20 protein-coding genes are annotated in these 17,972 nt (G+C 43.6%); 8 read left to right on the forward strand and 12 right to left on the reverse strand.

The features are described from left to right. Positions 1-9 precede the first annotated feature (9 nt). The 6 genes from CVU62_00455 to CVU62_00480 all read left to right on the forward strand — a co-directional run bounded on the left by CVU62_00455 (position 10) and on the right by CVU62_00480 (position 5,568). Positions 10-477, forward strand: a complete 468-nt coding sequence (locus CVU62_00455; protein PKN38706.1) for a hypothetical protein — start codon at positions 10-12, stop codon at positions 475-477. A gap of 15 nt (positions 478-492) precedes the next feature. Next, positions 493-1,650: a hypothetical protein gene (locus tag CVU62_00460; GenBank protein PKN38707.1), complete on the forward strand. Its 1,158-nt coding sequence runs from the start codon at positions 493-495 to the stop codon at positions 1,648-1,650. 136 nt (positions 1,651-1,786) lie between these two features. Then, the gene (locus CVU62_00465; protein ID PKN38708.1) at positions 1,787-2,368 is read left to right on the forward strand and encodes a hypothetical protein; all 582 of its coding nucleotides are present in this window, start codon (positions 1,787-1,789) and stop codon (positions 2,366-2,368) included. 165 nt (positions 2,369-2,533) lie between these two features. Continuing rightward, the gene (locus CVU62_00470; protein PKN38709.1) at positions 2,534-4,948 is read left to right on the forward strand and encodes a molybdopterin dinucleotide-binding protein; all 2,415 of its coding nucleotides are present in this window, start codon (positions 2,534-2,536) and stop codon (positions 4,946-4,948) included. Between the two features lie 56 nt (positions 4,949-5,004). Then, complete coding sequence (locus CVU62_00475) at positions 5,005-5,265, forward strand: hypothetical protein (GenBank protein PKN38710.1); 261 nt, start codon at positions 5,005-5,007, stop codon at positions 5,263-5,265. Between the two features lie 153 nt (positions 5,266-5,418). After that, positions 5,419-5,568 carry a BFD-like (2Fe-2S) protein gene (locus CVU62_00480; GenBank protein ID PKN38711.1) on the forward strand — a complete coding sequence of 50 codons (150 nt, stop codon included), beginning with the start codon at positions 5,419-5,421 and terminating at the stop codon, positions 5,566-5,568. Between the two features lie 79 nt (positions 5,569-5,647). On the opposite strand, the gene CVU62_00485 is transcribed toward CVU62_00480, so the two are convergent. Then, positions 5,648-6,439: a hypothetical protein gene (locus tag CVU62_00485; protein PKN38712.1), complete on the reverse strand. Its 792-nt coding sequence runs from the start codon at positions 6,437-6,439 to the stop codon at positions 5,648-5,650. Positions 6,440-6,708: 269 nt separating this feature from the next. On the opposite strand from CVU62_00485, the gene CVU62_00490 reads away from it, so the two are divergent. Together CVU62_00490 and CVU62_00495 are read left to right on the forward strand one after the other, a co-directional pair. Continuing rightward, entirely contained in the window at positions 6,709-7,305 is a 597-nt protein-coding gene (locus tag CVU62_00490) for a glycine zipper family protein (GenBank protein PKN38713.1), read from the forward strand. A gap of 21 nt (positions 7,306-7,326) precedes the next feature. Then, complete coding sequence (locus tag CVU62_00495) at positions 7,327-8,064, forward strand: hypothetical protein (GenBank protein PKN38714.1); 738 nt, start codon at positions 7,327-7,329, stop codon at positions 8,062-8,064. A gap of 23 nt (positions 8,065-8,087) precedes the next feature. Here CVU62_00495 and CVU62_00500 read toward each other — a convergent pair whose 3' ends face one another. From CVU62_00500 to CVU62_00550, 11 genes are all read right to left on the reverse strand, one after another. Continuing rightward, positions 8,088-8,273 carry a hypothetical protein gene (locus CVU62_00500; GenBank protein ID PKN38715.1) on the reverse strand — a complete coding sequence of 62 codons (186 nt, stop codon included), beginning with the start codon at positions 8,271-8,273 and terminating at the stop codon, positions 8,088-8,090. Further along, a complete protein-coding gene (locus tag CVU62_00505; GenBank protein PKN38716.1) occupies positions 8,274-9,065 on the reverse strand; it encodes an enoyl-ACP reductase in 792 nt (263 codons plus the stop codon). Between the two features lie 9 nt (positions 9,066-9,074). Beyond that, entirely contained in the window at positions 9,075-9,497 is a 423-nt protein-coding gene (locus tag CVU62_00510) for a beta-hydroxyacyl-ACP dehydratase (protein PKN38717.1), read from the reverse strand. Next, the gene (locus tag CVU62_00515; protein ID PKN38718.1) at positions 9,497-10,237 is read right to left on the reverse strand and encodes a beta-ketoacyl-ACP reductase; all 741 of its coding nucleotides are present in this window, start codon (positions 10,235-10,237) and stop codon (positions 9,497-9,499) included. Before CVU62_00515 ends, CVU62_00510 begins: the two co-directional genes overlap by 1 nt. 107 nt (positions 10,238-10,344) lie before the next feature. Then, positions 10,345-11,778 (reverse strand): phytoene dehydrogenase, encoded by a 1,434-nt coding sequence (locus CVU62_00520; GenBank protein ID PKN38719.1) that lies wholly within the window; start codon positions 11,776-11,778, stop codon positions 10,345-10,347. Position 11,779: 1 nt separating this feature from the next. Beyond that, complete coding sequence (locus tag CVU62_00525; GenBank protein PKN38720.1) at positions 11,780-12,757, reverse strand: 3-beta hydroxysteroid dehydrogenase; 978 nt, start codon at positions 12,755-12,757, stop codon at positions 11,780-11,782. After that, positions 12,754-14,379, reverse strand: coding sequence for a hypothetical protein (locus CVU62_00530; protein PKN38721.1), 1,626 nt, complete (start codon positions 14,377-14,379; stop codon positions 12,754-12,756). The genes CVU62_00525 and CVU62_00530 overlap by 4 nt, the downstream gene beginning before the upstream one ends. Positions 14,380-14,429: 50 nt before the next feature. Further along, positions 14,430-15,215 (reverse strand): alpha/beta hydrolase, encoded by a 786-nt coding sequence (locus CVU62_00535; GenBank protein ID PKN39429.1) that lies wholly within the window; start codon positions 15,213-15,215, stop codon positions 14,430-14,432. 68 nt (positions 15,216-15,283) lie between these two features. Beyond that, positions 15,284-16,315 (reverse strand): 3-oxoacyl-ACP synthase III, encoded by a 1,032-nt coding sequence (locus CVU62_00540; GenBank protein ID PKN38722.1) that lies wholly within the window; start codon positions 16,313-16,315, stop codon positions 15,284-15,286. After that, on the reverse strand, positions 16,312-17,697 hold the full coding sequence (locus tag CVU62_00545; protein ID PKN38723.1) for a phytoene dehydrogenase: 1,386 nt from the start codon (positions 17,695-17,697) through the stop codon (positions 16,312-16,314). The genes CVU62_00540 and CVU62_00545 overlap by 4 nt, the downstream gene beginning before the upstream one ends. A gap of 7 nt (positions 17,698-17,704) precedes the next feature. After that, positions 17,705-17,950, reverse strand: a complete 246-nt coding sequence (locus CVU62_00550; protein PKN38724.1) for an acyl carrier protein — start codon at positions 17,948-17,950, stop codon at positions 17,705-17,707. Between the last annotated feature and the right edge of the window lie 22 nt (positions 17,951-17,972).

Genomic DNA, 17,972 nt, shown 5'->3' on the forward strand with positions numbered 1-17,972 from the left:
TTTTAAATTATGTGGCCTGTTTTTCTGAAAATAGTTTCTTACTTTTTTCTGACACTTTTTGTGCTCGGCGTTGTGCTGATGCTTTTGACCTGGCGTAAGGAAAAGTTCGTGAAGCCAAAGTGGATTCTTTTCGGGCAGATTATCGCTCTCATCGCGCTGATTGTATTCACCGCGTTGTCGCATAACCCGCTGGGTAAATGGATATGGCTTATCATCTTTATCGCGGGGCTTGCGGGCGGATATTTTTACGGCCGCACGGTGAAAGTTAAAAAGTCGGAGCGCGGAATCATGATGAACTACACGCTTCCTTATATCATTACCTGGGGTTTGCTGTTATTCCTGACGCAGTTTCTGACCATCAGCACGGGGCGCGTACCCATTATTGTGCTGGGCTTGTCAGTGCTGAACACAGGATTGAATCTGGCCATGAACGGCCACGTGGTCTGGAATTATTCCCGGGTTAAAAAAACCGTCTGAAAAGGAAATAAAACCATGGCAAATTCCCCTTTAAAAAAATGCTCCGCGTGCGGAGAAATGATGGAGCTGGGTGCGGCATTCTGCACAAATTGCGGAAATCGTCTTGAAGCAACTGCCAATGTGAAAAAATGTTCTTCCTGCGGAGAGGCCATGGAAAAAGATGCCGCATTTTGCACGAACTGCGGGAACCGTGTTGAGGAAAAGAAAGCCGAAAGCACGGAAAGACCCTCCTCCATCGGAAAACAACTGCTGGCGCTCTCCAACGATTTCCTTTCGGTGCGCGAGATCAACCCTGAGCGTTTCGAGTTTTCTTCACAAACAGGAACGCAGTCGCCGGTTCAAAAAATCAAGATAAACTACGACGCCGTGGCTCAGCTCGAACCAGAAAAGAAACTTCTGACTTTCTGGGAAATGATGGTGGAAAGTTCCGCAGGCATGGATGCCGGTTTTCATGGTGAAAAGACCATTCAAAAAGGAATCGAGGTCGGTAAGAAAATCCATGGGCAGGTGTTGTTTGGGGGCAAGTACGGTTTCGAATACGGCAAATTGCGCGAAGTGATCAAAGCCATCGCCCGCGAAGAGGGCTGGGAATTTAAAACGTCCGTCTTTAAACCCAAAACGGCGGTGGACGCGGCGAGCAAGGGCACCGGAAAAACGATACCTGTTAAAAAGATTCTCGTGCCGGTTCTCGCGCTTCTGTTGATCGCTGTGATCGGGGCCATCGGCTATAAAATTTTTACTAGCCGTTCATCATCTCCGGTAAAAGCATCAACATCAAAATCAACGTTGGCGTCATCTTTTTTGCAGACTAAGTTCAAGGGTGTCGATTCGCAATCATCGGATCGCAAAGAATTTAAGAAAAACGGAACGGTTAATGACGGCAAACCTTTTGTCGAAACCGATAAGGACACCTATAATCATGGCGAAAAGATCAAGGTGCATTTTTACAACGCGCCCGGCTATTCAAGAGATTGGTTATGCATCGTCCCCGCAGGCGCCAAGCACACTGAACCGGGAAACTATCAGTACATACCCAAGCAGGGACGGGGCATCCTGACTTTTAAATCTCCACGACCGGGAAAATATGAAGCAAGGGCATATTATAACTACAGCTCTTTTGACTACAAGATATCGGCCCGTTATGTGTTCACAGTGCATCCTAAGTCGAATTAATAATGATGTAAAAAAACTAATAAAACAGAGTTCGTTTGAACATTTATGGCTTCCAATTGGTGAATTTGCACTTGGTTGAGTAGAGCAAGAACCGCAAAGCAAGGAAGCAAATCTTTCATTCATTGCTCAATGTCACTTGGACGGCGAATTCATGAAATTACTTATTCGCGGCGGAAGTATTGCCGCCGGTTATGGTGTAGACAAAAGTTATGTGGATATTCTAAGAGAATCCCTCCTTAAAAAAGGGATCGACGTAATTAATAGGTCAAGCTACAAGGATACTTCTTTTGACGGCATCGGCACATTTAACGAAAATATTTCAGCCTTTGTTCCTGATATCCTTCTTATCCATTTCGGTGTTGACGATGCTTTCGGGTATGTTTACCGCTCAGAATTTCAGGAAAATATTGTGCAGATGATCAGACTGGCACGCCTGCGTTTCCATCCGGTTATCTTTCTGGCTACGTCCCACACTTTTGATAATCCTCATGACATGGATGCCGTGAATATTTTTTACAGGTCTTTGAGGATTGTGGCTTCAGATTTGGATTGTGAATTAATTCCTGTACACATCTACTGGGCTGGTTATCTCGAGGAACATAATCTCCGTAATAAGGATTTAATCTTGTCAGATTCCCGTTATCCAAACGAGCGCGGCCACGAGGTTATTGCGGAAGCAATGATAAAGCGGTTAAGTAAATTATTTATAATGAAATAATAATTAAGAAAAATCTTGACAATTAATAGACGACCGGTCTATTATGCACCAAAAATGTTTCTCAGAACGGAAAACAGATTGAAAATAAAGATATTTTTCGCAGAGAAACGATAAATTAAATTTCTAAAAAATCGGCAATCATTATACTACCGGGGAGGCAACGACATGGGAGAATGGAAAAAGACCAGTTGCGTACTATGCGCGCAAAATTGCGGTCTCGAGGTTGAAATTCAGGACAATAAAATCGTCAAAGTAAAGGGCGACAAAGATAATCCACGGAGCCAAGGATATGTGTGCGTCAAAGGGATAAATGTGGCCCTTCACCATGATCACGAAGGGCGGCTTTTGTATCCTCTCAAGAAAACAGCGGAAGGATTTGTCCGGATTTCGTGGGAAACAGCCTTTGCGGAAATATCCGAAAAACTTAATTCCATTGTAGCAAAGCATGGCCCGGAATCATACGTGTACATGGGCGGCGGCGGCCAGGGCTGCCATATGGATGAAGCCTTCGGTAGCGCGCTCATGAAAAAAATCGGTTCGCGCTATCATTACAATCCCCTGGGACAGGAATTAACCGGCTATTTCTGGGTGTGCGGAAAGATGGTGGGAAGACAGAACCGCGTTCTGTTTCCCGACGAGACCCATTCGGACATGATAGTAGCGGTTGGCTGGAATGGCATGGAGAGTCATCAGATGCCGCGCGCTCCGCTAGTGTTGAGGGAATTCTCGAAAAACCCCGACAAGCTCCTTGTAGTTATTGATCCGCGTAAATCGGAAACGGCCCAAATTGCCAATATACACCTCGCACTGCGCCCGGGCACCGACGCGCTCTTATTCAAGGCCATGATCGCGATCATACTTGCCGAAGGATGGGAAAAGAAAGATTACATCGCGTCGCATCTTGCCGGATTTGATCGTATCAAGGAATGGTTCATTAACTTTGACATCAAAGGCGCGCTTGAGTTGTGCGAAGTGCCTTACGAAGATGTGAAAAATCTTTGCAGAGAAATGTCCGTCAGAAAGTGGTGTGTTCACACTGATCTCGGCATACTCATGAACCGGCACAGCACGGTGGTATCCTATCTCGCAATGATTCTGGGAGCGCTGTGCGGCAGACTGTGCGTTCCCGGCGGTAATGTCATTACAGGCACTCTCATCCCACTGGGGTCGCACACTGACGATGATGATCCAAAAACATGGCGCACACAGGTTACCGATATCCCCGCAGTAATCGGCTTCCATCCACCCAATGTCCTACCTGAAGAGATTCTAAGCGATCATCCGAAACGTCCCCGTGCGGTCATTAACTGTGCTTCTAATCCTCTGCGCTCCTACGCTGACACCACTGCCTACGAAAAAGCTTTCGCGAAGCTCGACCTCCTTGTCGTGATCGAGCTGTCGATGACCGAGACCGCGGCACTCGCTCATTACGTACTTCCATCGCGTTCTGGTCTGGAGAGTTGGGATACCACATTTTTCCCATGGACATACCCTGAAATATATTCTCAATTCAGACAGCCTGTAGTAACGCCACAAGGCGAAAGAAAAGAATGCGGGCAGATTTACACCGGTATCGCCAGAGCAACTGGCCTTTTGCCCGAAATACCCGCGTATCTTACCGAGGCGGCAGGTCAAGATAAGGATCTCTTTGATTACTCCCTCGCATTTCTCGCCTTTATGGGCAAGAACCCCCTGAAGCTTCTCATCATGTTAGCCAAAGACGATTTCTGGTCGCAACTGGAAGCCAAGGGAGCATTTGAATCACTGCAGATTATACCATTTGTTCTGGCTGAGACCCTCGGTAAAAAATACGATTCGGCGAATCTTGCAACTCTCTTCGGCGTGATTATGTCTATGCCAAACAATTTAAGAAAAAGTGCTGCACGCATTGGCATCAAGGCACCTTTTTTCGCTTCGATACTCCTTGAACCGGAAAAGATTTTACGCGCATTTACCGCGGCGCTTCGGTACCGGAGCATCATGCCTTTCGCGGCGCTTACACCGCAGGTGCGCTTCAGCGAAAAACTTTTTCAGGAATTATTATCTCACCCTGAGGGAATGTGGATAGGGAAACTGGACATTGAAGGCAACATGAAAGAAGTAAGAACCGAAGATAAAAAGATAAACCTTTATATTCCAAAATTAGAGGAATGGCTCAAGAGTATCGATCCCCAATCGGAAAAGAAAGCGCTTGTTCCCTCGCCGGAATATCCTCTTATACTCAACGCCGGACGCCACACGAAAAACGTCGCAAACACTCTCATGCGCGATGCCGCGTGGCTTAAAGGGAAGCGTGCCTGTACCCTCGCAATCAATCCGGGAGATGCGCAGGCACTGGGCATTGCTGACGGAGAGCAGGTAAGAATTGTAACCGAAGCCGGCGTTGAGACCATCGAAGCGGAACTGAGTGATTCAACAAGAAAAGGACAGGTGCTTATTCCTCATGGCTTCGGCCTTGTCCAAAACGGCAAGGCCTACGGCATCAATGTAAATCGCCTAACGAAAAACTCTTATCGTGACCGGTTACTGGCGACACCTCTGCATCGTTACGTACCGTGCCGTGTCGAGAAACTGAGTTGAAGGGCATGAATAATGGCAGCAAGTTCTTAAAGGTTCCAGTATCAAGGAGGATATAAATGACACAACCAGAGAAACGATCTTTAGCAACTCTTGAGCCGTTGTTTTTTGGACTGGTTATGCGGGTGCTTTGTGGTATTGGTTGCTTTATCTTGATTTGGATCATCGGCGTGGATACATTAACGCTAATAGGTGTCGCTGCTTTGGCGATTTTGGGTGTTTCCCTTATCGTTGGAGCAATCGTGCGGAATCCCGGATGCGAAATCACAGCAATTCCCAACCTGTTTCTTTCCAAGAAAAAACAGGTTCATTGCATATGACCGATCTGGACACCCTTGGACAGGGTGGAACACAGCATGAGGCGCCTTAAAGATGGGCGTGACGATCAAACCAACTAAAACGCCAATGAAACTGACTAGTGTTCTGTCACTAGTAGCTTAGAGCATCAGGCGTTGTCCGACATTGGGGGTATTATGATCTGTTACTGTTTTCAATACACTGAAATGGATATAAGAAAAGACGTATTTCAAAACAATGGTCAGTCCCCATTGTTGGATAGAATTATTGCGGAAAGAAAACAAGGAACCTGCCAGTGTGATATAAAAAATCCTAAAGGGACTTGATGCATAGACGACGTCCGCCGTGTTGTGGACATTGCCATCAATGACTTAAAAAATAGTAGCCTCTAGCGCAATAAGTCTGTTATTTTTTGTTTTCAATTTCTTTGAGAAGCTTTCTGGCCCCAGGCCAGTCATATAATTCAGAATCCCAGTAATAAGTCGGATTTTTTGTCGATAAGCATCGGTTAAGTTCGTCCCGTCCTTTATTGTATTTCTTGAGATTTACATAAGCCTTACCAAGATTCACGCTGGCAAGGGTAAGATTCGGATCTTTCTTCACCGCTTCTTCAGCATATTTTTCGGCTTTTTTATTGTCAGTCATCGGCCACGGCAATCCCAAATATATGGCAGCAAGCACGGCGTTAGACAGTATGGCAAATCTGTGATCAGGATTGATGCTGATCGTTTTTTCAAATTCTCTTTTTGACTTGTTTACCAATCCAACGCCACTGAATATGCCGGAGAGTTCGGCTAGTCTCACATATGCCAACCCGGCCCAGTAATGTCCTCCGCTCGATTGCGGGTCAAGCTGTATCGCTTTTTGTGAATAACTTAATGTCTCCTTATAAAGCTGTTCGCGTTTGTCCTTATCACGTTCTTCATCAGCCTTTTTAAAGGTCATCTCGGCAACTTTCCACGATAGAAGTTCTTTATTTTGAGGATATTTTTCAAGAGCATTTTTATATAAGACAATGCCTTTATCAAGACTGGTTTTATCTTTATGCATTACACTCAACAACTGCCAACCCTGCTCTAATATTTCCTGTACATCTTTGTCGCTGGAAACGTCCGGTGATTTAGCGTAAATCGGCACAGCTATGAAAATTGCCAGTATAAAGATAAAAAGTTGAATCAGTTTGCTTTTATTTTTCATAACGATTCTCCTTATGTTTTATTTTCAAAAATGTTGTCTCGTATTTGTTAGAGGTTACTATTACCAATGCTATTTTCATAAATACTGATAATTAAGTCAATAAAAATATGCATATTTCTTTTTACCACTTCATCCAATGTGAGTATTGCGACACAGTTTAAAACAGTTGATTGAAGTTTTCAGAAATTTATATTGCATTGACATACAAGATTGTTGTTCTTATAATATCTCCAGTTAATAACAACAAACTAAAAAACGGAGAAAAAACTATGGCTAGTAAAATAATTAAAAATATAAGCTACTTATCTATACATTGGTCGAAGTTTTTTCTTCTTGCAGCTATTTTCTTGCTAAGTTCCTGTTATTACTACCCGAATGAGCAGGTTGTTACGCAACCCGCACAGAATCAACAAAATATTACTGCCGTTACGCAAATTTATTTTTATCCGACTAAAGGACAATCAACCGAAAAACAATCGCGCGATCACTACGCATGTTATAACTGGGCCGTGGAGCAAACCGGCTTCGATCCTAGCGCGTCATCAATTGCTCCCGAACAGCGCGTCCGGGTTGTGCCCATGCCGCCGCCAGGTCATGATACCGTAATCATGTCCATTGCCGGAGCTGTTTTGGGCGCGCTAATCGGAGGACATCATCACTCAGGAGAAGGAGCTTTAATCGGAGCGGCCAGCGGTGCTATGGCGGGAGCTATCTCTGACGCAGCACGTGCGGAATCAGCAAGGCAGATGGAAGAAGCTTATCAGAATCGCGATCAGGCACGTGATCTGCACAAGGAAAAAATGGCTCTGCAGTTTCGCCGGGCAATGTCGGCTTGCATGGAAGCTCGCGGATATACCGTAAAATAGCTAAAAAAGGAGGATCCTGTCATGCTATGTAATTTTAATTTGAAAAAATATTTGGCCATTGCGCTGTCCATAATTATGCTGTTAGCAATTAGTATTTCCGGTTTTGCTGAAGCGTGGCAACGGGGAGGATCCAAAGGGCCCGGGCGAGCACCGGCACAGTCTGTCAGAAAGGCGCCTGCCCCTCAGCAAAGAAGTTTTGTTGATTCTCGTTTTAGACACAACCGGTCTTATCCGGCACGCGGAGAATCATTCAGAAGCATTCCCAGAGATCATAGAATAGTAAGACATAATAACTCGAGGTACTACCATCATCACGGAGTGTGGTACCATCATTATGGCGGAAGATATGTCGTGGTTGCTCCACCCATTGGATTGTTTGTCCCATTTCTACCTCTTTTTTACACATCTGTATGGTTTCACGGTATGCCTTACTACTACGCGAATGACACCTATTACACGTCAACACCGGGAGGTTATGTTGTTGTTGAGCCGCCTCAGGGCGAGGTAAGTGAAGAACCTCCGGCCTCCAGTGAAAGTATGGAAAATAAACTTTTTGTTTATCCCCGTAAAGGCCAGAGCCAGGAACAACAGGACAATGATCGTTATGAATGCCATAAATGGTCGGCAGACCAGACAAATTACGATCCGACGGCAGTAATCCCCCAGGGAATGTCTGCTAATCAGGCAACGCAGGCACGGGCGGATTATCAAAGGGCTATGGCAGCATGCCTTGATGGCCGCGGATATACTGTAAAATAAAGGTTAAAGGTTAGAGGGATAGTTTATTTTTTATTAAACAATCCCTCTACTCCTTCTAAAACTTTTTGCTGATCGTATTCGCCATCATAATAATTAATTGTGCCGTCTTTTATGGCGATTTCACCCGCGGCAACAGCCACGGGAATATCATCCGCACCCATTTCTCCTAATTTCCATTTTGCTAGTTTATTAAAATATTTATGACTCAATTAACGAGTCGCCATATTAACTATTTGTTGATCAAAATAATTACAGGACATCCCGGCATCAACCACAATACCGGTGGCATTAATCCCGCTGGAAACTGGAGAAAGAAGGAATATCAGGGTGTTCGCGACTTCTTCTGTCTTGAGAGCAGCTTTCCGGAGAGTTAACTGTTCGGCAAAAAGATAATTATTAACATATCCCGGAATGCCGGCGGACGCCGACGTTTTCAATGGTCCCGCGCAGACCGCGTTTACCCTGACTTTGGATATTTCCGATAATGATTTCGCTAAGAATGCCACTGTGGCATCAAGAGCGGCCTTGATTGGTCCCATATAACCGTAAGCGGTCGCCCGGGTGTTGCTGATGGAAATGGTGACAATGGAAGCTTCTTCTTCAAAAGAATTTTTCAAGGCATTTGTTATTGCCACCAGTGAAAAACAGGAAATATTTGTTGCTTGAAGAAAATCCTCTGTCTTGGTTTCATGAAACGGTTTAATTCCCTCGCTGTAATTGGCAAAAGCTATGGAATGGACAAAGCCGGAAAGCCTGATATTATTTTTTTTAAAATACTCACCTAACTGACGAATACTTTCACCACTTTCCACGTTACATATTAGAATAGTGCTGTCAGGAAAAAGCTTTTGGGCCTTGAGGCGATTTTCTTCATTTTGCACGGAAAAAATTACCTCCGCACCGTTATCGATCAGGCCTTTAGCGACGAAGAAAGCGACGCTTTTTTTATTGGCAACACCGGTCACCAGAAATGTTTTTTCTGAAACTTTTAAAAAATCCATATTAACCTCTTAATTTTCCGGCGGGAGAAGCGCCGCCTGAAATATGATTTTTAAAATAAGTTTGTCATCTATCCGAATCGTTCCGCTCATATAAAAAGCGTTATCAATTTTATCATCAAGCGTTACCGTAATGGTCAGCGTATCACCGGGCCGGGCAAAGTTTTTAAACTTAGTATCTTTTATCCGTGTGACGACACCTAATCCCGGCAGATTGCTTGCCCCCATTAAAATGGCGCCTGTCTGAAAACAGGCTTCGCACAACAAAACGCCGGGCATAATGGGATTGCCGGGGAAATGGCCCTGGAAATAAAATTCATCCTCTCTCAGTATCCTCTGCGTTGTTATGGAATTGCCTTCCTTGCTAATAATCTTATCGACAAAAAGAAACGGCGGCCGTTGAGGAATAGCGGCAAGAACATCTTCCATTTCCATTACAACCCTCCTGCTACATTGATGGATGTTCCGGTAATATAAGAAGCCTGCCTGCTGGCCAAGAATAAAACCGCATGGGCCACATCTTCCACGCTGCCGAAACGTTTCTGCGGAATCATCTTGAGATATTCTTTTCTCTGTTCTTCGGGCAGGTCACCGATTAGTTCCGTATCAATGAACCCCGGTGCAACACAGTTTACGGTAATTCCCTTTTTCGCCACCTCTTTGGACAATGATTTGGTCAACGCCAGTTGTCCGGCTTTGGAAGCCGCGTAATTGGCCTGTCCCTGAAAGCCGATATCTCCGCCCAGAGAACTGATATTGATAATTCTTCCGAAACGATTGGTCATAAAGCGCGATATGATTTCCCGCGACATGTAGAAAGTTCCAGTAAGATTAATATCCAGAACATTCTTCCATTGTTCATCACTCATCAAAGCAGCAATCGCATCCTGCCTTATTCCCGAATTATTAACCAGAACTTCCAGCGAAGGATATTTTTCATCCAGGTATTTGAAAAAAACTTTGACCTCTTTTGAAGAAGAAACATCATATTTTTGAATATCGATTCTTGACGCATATTGTTCATTTTTATTTTTAAATTCACTAGCGGCAGCATCGTTGGATGAATAGGTGGAGATAACCGTCGCACCGGCTTGAAGAAATGCTAAAGAAATTCCCGCTCCGATACCACGGGTGCCGCCTGTGACGATAACTCTCTGATTGCTGAAATCAAACATAGCATCACCTCAGTTTAATTTTTGTTGAAACTCCAATTCCGAAAGCGCAGCGTAGCGGAATTGGTAAGTTGAACAATCCCGCACAGCGGAGGGCAGGAATCCCACGGTTACGTTGGTGTTCCTGTCCGTGATTCCAAATAACTTTCCACTTCGTAAGACTGGATAACTCCATAATTGGCGGCGCCCAGCCATCCGGACATAATAATGCCGACGGAACCGGTATGAAATAAACCTTTGATTTCTTTGTCCAGTCCCATGGAAATCTCCAACCCCTCATGCTTGGTTCCGAAAGATGACCCCTTTTCGTGGTGAGTATATCTCTTGATGGTCAGGGGCGTTGCCGACTCGATATAATCAATTTTTTTACCGATGCCCGGAATAACTTTTTCCAGACTTATCAGCGTTGCCTTAATCAGCTCTTCTTTCTTTGCTTTATACTCTTCCTTGCTTAAGTTTACCCAGTTTTCGTAACGCGCGTTGGTGGAAGAAACTATTGAATATCCGGCATTTTTCAACTGCGGTCTGAGTCGTGGATAGTAAAGGGAAAAGGTGCGGCTTGTCGTATCCATGGACAGTAGTTCATCTGTCTGAAATTCTTTTGCCTCCGAGTAAAATATCAGATCACCTATATCATCGAGGGCCTCACCTTCTTTAATTCCCATATAAACCTGGCAGGAACTGGTGTTGAGTCTGACTTTTTTAACCTTTTCCATAAATGAGGGTGTAAAGTTTTCCGCGCCGACCAGGTTGAAAATTGTGCCGATGAGATTTCCGTTGGAAAGAACCGCCCTGGAACCGATGAAATCTTCACCAATCAATACTCCCCGACACACATTATCTTTTATCACAATTTTTTCTACTTTCGACCGCAAACGAATATCAACATTGTTATTTAGAAGTTCGTCCTGCATCATCTTGACCACAAGATCAGTCCCGCCTTCAAAAGTATAAACACCTTTGCTCATAAAATTGGAAAAGACAATCCCATAGGTGATAGCCGGGTCCTCCATAGTCGAACCGTTGGCATAAACAATAGGTTCTATCAGGAAACGATGAACGTCTTTTCTGCCGGGGAAAAAACCCTCCAGCAGTTCGCCGTTGGTCATCTCCTTATTATCGTAATAATTCATATTCATGATGATCTGGAAAAAATTATTAACCTGCTCGGGTGATACTTTAAAATTATTGATGAGCTTGCTTGTGAAATCATCCACCGTAAAATCTGTTTCCAACTGATACATGGGATTTATAAAACGAACCCTTTTAAGTTGAATGATCTTATCGGCTATTGCTTTACTCCAATACTTTCTGCAGGTTTTTATCATTCCCACGGGAAATCCGTGAAGTGAAACATCGAAAATGTGTCTTCCTTTTCGATAAAACCAGGTGGCGAATCCTCCCAGTTTGTCATGGGCTTCAAGCAAGAGAACTTTCCTGCCGTTTTTTGCCAGCTTATTGGCGGCAGTCATCCCCCCCAACCCGCCGCCAATTATAATTACATCGTAGTTTTGTGTAATCTTATCGTTTTTATTGAGAAGCATTTTATTTTCCTGCTGTCAGATCCAGTGCTTGTTCTATAGATATACTGGGCATATAACCAAAATCATCATTAGCCTTTTGATGGGAGAAGTAATGGGAGCGTGAAAATTGCAGTGACACAAAACGCGTCATCGGCGGTTCCCCTTTAATCCTAAAAAATCTATACCAAGATTCACAAAATAATCCAACACTAAAAGCGACGGCTTCAGGCACTTTCTTCGTTATCCGGGGAAGATTGTGACGCGACAAAATTTCGTTAATGAAATCCCAAAGGACAACAGGCCGCTCCTGACCGATAAAATAAGCCTGTCCCGCTAAAGCCGATTCGGGAGATAATTTCTCGAAAGCCAGCAGATGCGCATCAACTGCGTTTTGTATATAGGTAACATCAACAAGATTCTTGCCGGTTCCGACTATCTTCAGTCTTCCCTGCTTTGCCGCATTGAGCAAACGGGGAACGAGGTGCGGATCGTCAGGTCCGAATATCAAATGCGGTCTCAGGGCAACAGTGCTTAATTTATCATCATTGGCCTGCAAGACCAGCTGTTCGGCAATTGCCTTGGTTTTGGCATAGTGGCCATGAAACCTCCTGGAATAGGGCGCTGCCTCATCCGCTCCGCATAAATCACCCCAATCAAAAACAACACTGGGCGTGCTCGTATATATTAACTTTGTTATTCCATTAATCCGGCACGATTTAATGACATTTTCAGTACCGACAACATTTGTCTGATAGAAATCTTTATATTTCCCCCAAATACCGACACGGGAAGCAACATGAAAGACAACGTCCATTCCCCGGAAAGCTTTAGCAACAGCGGTCTCGTCCCTCAGGTCGCCGCAAAGGGTATCAACCCCCATCGCTTCAAGTTGCGGATGTTTTGTTCGGCTGAAATTCCATACCTTATGTCCCTTGGACAAAAGACCCTCTGACAAATGAGTCCCCAAAAAACCACCCGCTCCGGTAACTAAGACATTCATTTCCCCCTCCGCAAAACCTCACTGGCCAGTTTTAAGCGATCAATTTTAATGTTATGTCTTACATCAACGGGGAAATAATCGCAGAAATGAACCGATTTTATTTGCGCTGTTAAGGCGTTATTTTTTGCCATGTCCAAAAGTTCTTTCTCTAAAACATTCCTGTCGAGCTTTTTCCCCAACTCATTTCTTTCAATAACTATGGCGGCAGATTGTTTCCCTTTTTCTCCAAGACCAACCAGAGCCGAACGCCTGACTCCACAATGGGCATTAAAAATAGCCTCGCAGTTTACCGAACACAATAATCCCAGAGGAGTTTCAACCCGATGTGTTTTACGTCCGCAAAACCATATTCGTCCTTGATCATCAATATATCCGAGATCTCCTATCCGATGCCAGAAAGATTTGTTGTCTGCTATTTTTGTCAGAGCTGTTTCCAGTGGGGACTGATAATAACTGGCGGTTACAATGTCACCTTTAACAATAATTTCTCCTATCTGATACGAACCAAGCAGGTGCGCGTTTTTAATATTTTCAATGATGTCATCATTTATCTCAATAATTGAAACCTCCACACCGGGTACCGGCGTCCCGACGCAAGTTCCCTTTCCTTTTTCGGTAAGTGCGGCAGTCTGGTCTAAAATTATCTTACCCGAAATTTTGGAAACCGGCAGACATTCGGTCGCACCGTAAGGTGTATATGTCGTACCATTGGGTAAAATCGAACTGAATTTTTTGTGGAGATCATTGCGCACCGGCGCACCAAACATCACAAGATATTTTACAGAAGGAAGTGTGATTTTATTTTCTGCACAATAATCGCCCAGCGTCTCCCAAATTGCTGGCGAGCCGGCCATAAAAGTTATTTTATTATCAGTGATATTTTTCAGTAATTTTCGGGGATCAGCTTTCGCGGGTTTGGATGGGTCCATATCGGGAATACAGGAAGTCATTCCCATGCAGAGAGTAAAAAGAGAAAAGAGCGGAAAACACGGCAAATCAATTTCATTCTCGTTCAGATCAAAGAGCTCCTGAAGAAGACGGGTTTGTTCAGTGTAAATTTTATGGGTATAGACAACTCCCTTCGGGCGTCCTGTTCCGCCCGAAGTAAAAAGAATCGCCGCCATTTCATCCGGTTCCAGTTGTGCACTCACAAAACTTGCGGCAGAATTTTCTAAACGGGTCAGAGGAAAGCAATTTCCTGTTTTGGGCCCCTTGGTCGATACTTTGAATTTAACAGATTTAAAGGCTTTGCTGAAAATCAAACTTAAGAGATGGACTTCAGGTTCGGCAATCAATCCCTCAGGTGCTATTTCTTCTATCGCGGCAAGAAGATTTTTTCTGCCCATGCCGGGATCAATCAATACAGGCACAACTCCCAACTTGAAAAGAGCAAATACCAGAGCGGGGAATTTTAATGATGGTCTTACAAAAAGAAGAGTTTTACTTCCACGACTAAATCCGATTTTAGAAAGACCGTTTGCATACTTATTGGACAGAGATTCTAATTTTCCAAAAGTGATGGTATCATAATTATACTTATTGCCCGCGCGACGGGGATATTTTACTGCAATTTTTTGCTGATTTATCCGGGCTATCTGTGTAAAGCGATCAGCGATATTCATGACGGACAGATTCTCACCATAATTATTATTTATGTAGCAATAAAAACAAACTATAGAAACTTTTTCAATTCTTTTATTATTTCGTCTCCGGCATCCTCCAACACATAATGTCCGGCAGACTCAAATGTTTTTACTGCAGCGTGAGGATAAATCTCCATCCAGCGATGAAGAAAATAATCGTGAAAACAGAAATCCCGCTTCCCCCAGAGAATAAGACACGGACAATGATGTTTGGAAAGTGATAGCTCTATGTTTTTTAATGTCTGATAACTGCGATGATTGGGATTCATGGGAATATCGGCGACAAATCGCGCTATAGCGATGCGATTTTTATAATTGTCATAAGGGTACAGGTATCCTTTTCTTATCTCCGGTGACATTTTTTTGGCTACGGCCATGTAAGTAGCGGTAAGCGCGAATCCATTTAATCGGCGAATTACCTGCTCAGCCAGAATAGGAATCCTGCACATATTTATCTGGAAGGCGATAACCGGGGATATATAGGCGGCGGTATTGAGAATAACTATTTTTTTAACCAAATCAGGATGCCGTTCTAAAAGTCCAAAACCAATAGGACCACCCCAGTCGTGAACAATCAGAACAAAATCTTTTAGTTCTAACCGCGAAACAAGCGTCTCCAGATTATCGATGTGCTGCTTTAATGTATATTCATAATCCTGCGGTTTATCTGATAGGCCGCAGCCGATATGATCAGGAACAACTACTCTGTGGGAGGAAGAAAATGCGGCAATAAGATTTCTGTAATAAAAGGACCATGTAGGATTGCCGTGAAGCAAGAGCATTGGCTTCCCCTGACCTTCATCGATATAATGCATGCAAACATTATCTTTTAATTTAAGGAAATTTGACTTGAAAGAATATAATTTATTTAACCAGTCCGGTCTTACCACTTCACCCCCAGCATTACTGAATTAAGGCCTGACCCGATGCCCAGCAAACCAACGTTGCTTCCCTGAGGAATACCTTTTTGTTCGTCAAAAATATTGAGTGTAATGGGCAGAGCCGACGCTCCGGTGTTCCCCAGATATTGATAAGTGGTGAAGGTGGGACAATTCTCGAGTTTTAATGTCTGTTTCAAAAGAGTTTCATGTGCCACACCGACCTGATGACCGACAAAGCAATCAACATCTTCATTCGTCCATCCCAGTTCTCGTTTTGTTTCTTCCCATGTTTTTTTAGCCAGGGCGACGCCGGATTGCATCAGCTCCTCGGAATCGGTTTCCATCATCAGCGATGATGTATTACCATCGCCGTGGCAAAGAACATTGGCCGAAGAATCGGCAAGAGATGCTCCACCCAAAAGCAAATGCCCGCCATTTACATCATCTTTGTGAGAAACCGTATAAGCGACAGCGGCAGAACCGATGGTTAAATTCGCAATATATTTTTTTATACTTTTTCTTGTAAGATTATCATCTTTTAATAATTGTTCGATCGTTTGTAACAGTAAAGGGCTGCCGTTCTCACCGGATACGATAAGCGCATGTTTAACTACATTGTTTTCAATCATGTTGGCCGCAACCACAATTGAACTCATTACCCCCAGACACGCGTTGGATAGATCAAAAATAATTGTTTCCGGCCGCAGCCCTAAGTTATGATGAACAATCGAGGATGTCGGAGGTTCAAGAAAATCACGGCAGACAGAGGCATGAATTAAAAGATCGATGTTCTCCGGTTTAACTATTTTTTTCCCAAACAAATTTCTGGCCGCCTGAGTAGATAAATCGCTGGGCCTTGTTCCCGGAGGCCAAAAACGTCTTTCTTTGATTCCGGTCATCAACTCTATCCGGCCGCAGGGAAGTTTGAGGCGTTGATACAAAGGAGCGAGCCTGTCTTCAATCTCTTCAGAGGTCATTATTTGATCAGGAAGATGATAGGCAAAAGAAGAAATAACGACATTCTTAAACTTCATGCCTTATCTCCATTCATCAGGCAATGAAGATTGGCCATAGAAATGCCGCTGAGCATGGCGCCAACTATTCCTAAAAAGCCCTGGTCTGTACCGCAGATGAAAAGATTTTTAATAGCTGTTCTGCCGTCTCTGACTTTTTGAGTACTTCCGTAAACAGCACCTTTAATATGGCCCGTGTAACGCATGATTGTCCGCGGAGTGAAAACATCACAATAAAGCAATTTAGCCTTAAATTCAGGAAATAATTTTGTAATTAATGCCAGAGATTCTTTACGTACTGTTTTTTTTCTTAAAAGATACGTTTCTCTATCTAATTCATTCCATTTCTCAAAATTGGCAATATAAGTGACCCGAATCACTCCTTCGTTCTGGTCGTCATAACTAAAATTGTTAGGAAAACAAATAACGGCGCTGCGGAAATCACAGAGAGTTGGCGGCCGCTTGTAATCATATTTCTCATTATCATTGTAAAATACAATTGTCTCTTGAATCCCCGCATCGCAAGGCTTCTTATCAAAAAATAATATTGTTTCCGTGAAACTCATCGCGCCGGTCGCGGGACGTTCCTGCTTTTCAGAAACAATATTCATCGTTTCCGGCAAGCCAATGGAAGACATGACTTTATTTGATTGGATTATTTCTCCATTGTCCAGAATTACACTTCTAACGACGCCATTTTCAATATCGATCTTTTTAATGCCCGCTCCCAGCCTCAGCTCTCCGCCGAGTTGTAAGTACTTTTCGATAAGGAGATTGATGATGGCGCGAACTCCATTTTTAGGCCTGCTGAAACCTTCCAGATAAATGCTTTTGAACATGATGACGAATTGAGAAAAATCCATGTCGTTTTCCCACGCGCTTCCGTAAATCAGCAAGGGACAGAAAATCATCTCGAGTAAATTCTCATCGGAAATAATCTCCCTGACTTTTCCTTTCGCGCTTTGATACTGGTTATTTAAATTAACATCATCAAAGTTTATTACAATATCGAGAAGCCTGGCAAAATTATCCTTCTGATGAGGAAAAGTTTTTCCGATTTCTACCGCGAGCAATTGAGGATCATTAGAGAAAGAAAGTTGATTTTCGGGAAATACGATTCGCGAGAAATGCTGTTGCGATAATTCCAATTTTTCATAAGGAATTCTTAGTTGTTTAAGCAATTTTGTCAAAGGCCGCCCTCTTTCGCCCCGGCGGGCAAAATTGGTCATGGCATGCAATCCAACATCCAGCTTTCTGTCCAGGCGTTCATAATAGGAATTAAGACCTCCGGGAACTTTATGTCTTTCCAGAATGCAGACCTTTTGATCAAACATCGCCAGCCTGATCCCGGCCGCCAGCCCCGACATGCCCGCTCCTATTATTATGGTATCATAGCTAGCCATAGTGAATTTATTTGAATTTTGGTCCTAAATATTCAATACAACTTTTCAATGTTGCCAACTTAGGATAATCTTCAGTAGGCACTTCAATTTTATATTGCTTCTTTAGCTCCATGACCACATCCAGAAAATCCATTGAATCCAAATCAAGTTGATCTCTTAGTTTAATATTGTCATCAAGGTTTGAAAGATCCTCATCGATAGCGATATCAGCAATGATATCAATGATTTTTTGTCTTATGGCCTTAACGTCCAATTTGCCGCCTCTTCGCAAAAAG

It is taken from the genome of Deltaproteobacteria bacterium HGW-Deltaproteobacteria-2 (assembly GCA_002840505.1).
Taxonomy (GTDB): Bacteria; Desulfobacterota; Syntrophia; order Syntrophales; family Smithellaceae; genus Smithella.

What these genes read in the sequence shown, in the direction of transcription:
- CVU62_00455 (PKN38706.1), top strand. Translation starts at nt 10, where the DNA reads ATGTGGCCTGTTTTTCTGAAAATAGTTTCTTACTTTTTTCTGACACTT.
- CVU62_00460 (PKN38707.1), top strand. Translation starts at nt 493, where the DNA reads ATGGCAAATTCCCCTTTAAAAAAATGCTCCGCGTGCGGAGAAATGATG.
- CVU62_00470 (PKN38709.1), top strand. Translation starts at nt 2,534, where the DNA reads ATGGGAGAATGGAAAAAGACCAGTTGCGTACTATGCGCGCAAAATTGC.
- CVU62_00475 (PKN38710.1), top strand. Translation starts at nt 5,005, where the DNA reads ATGACACAACCAGAGAAACGATCTTTAGCAACTCTTGAGCCGTTGTTT.
- CVU62_00480 (PKN38711.1), top strand. Translation starts at nt 5,419, where the DNA reads ATGATCTGTTACTGTTTTCAATACACTGAAATGGATATAAGAAAAGAC.
- CVU62_00485 (PKN38712.1), bottom strand. Translation starts at nt 6,439, where the DNA reads ATGAAAAATAAAAGCAAACTGATTCAACTTTTTATCTTTATACTGGCA.
- CVU62_00490 (PKN38713.1), top strand. Translation starts at nt 6,709, where the DNA reads ATGGCTAGTAAAATAATTAAAAATATAAGCTACTTATCTATACATTGG.
- CVU62_00495 (PKN38714.1), top strand. Translation starts at nt 7,327, where the DNA reads ATGCTATGTAATTTTAATTTGAAAAAATATTTGGCCATTGCGCTGTCC.
- CVU62_00505 (PKN38716.1), bottom strand. Translation starts at nt 9,065, where the DNA reads ATGGATTTTTTAAAAGTTTCAGAAAAAACATTTCTGGTGACCGGTGTT.
- CVU62_00510 (PKN38717.1), bottom strand. Translation starts at nt 9,497, where the DNA reads ATGGAAATGGAAGATGTTCTTGCCGCTATTCCTCAACGGCCGCCGTTT.
- CVU62_00515 (PKN38718.1), bottom strand. Translation starts at nt 10,237, where the DNA reads ATGTTTGATTTCAGCAATCAGAGAGTTATCGTCACAGGCGGCACCCGT.
- CVU62_00520 (PKN38719.1), bottom strand. Translation starts at nt 11,778, where the DNA reads ATGCTTCTCAATAAAAACGATAAGATTACACAAAACTACGATGTAATT.
- CVU62_00525 (PKN38720.1), bottom strand. Translation starts at nt 12,757, where the DNA reads ATGAATGTCTTAGTTACCGGAGCGGGTGGTTTTTTGGGGACTCATTTG.
- CVU62_00530 (PKN38721.1), bottom strand. Translation starts at nt 14,379, where the DNA reads ATGAATATCGCTGATCGCTTTACACAGATAGCCCGGATAAATCAGCAA.
- CVU62_00535 (PKN39429.1), bottom strand. Translation starts at nt 15,215, where the DNA reads ATGCATTATATCGATGAAGGTCAGGGGAAGCCAATGCTCTTGCTTCAC.
- CVU62_00540 (PKN38722.1), bottom strand. Translation starts at nt 16,315, where the DNA reads ATGAAGTTTAAGAATGTCGTTATTTCTTCTTTTGCCTATCATCTTCCT.
- CVU62_00545 (PKN38723.1), bottom strand. Translation starts at nt 17,697, where the DNA reads ATGGCTAGCTATGATACCATAATAATAGGAGCGGGCATGTCGGGGCTG.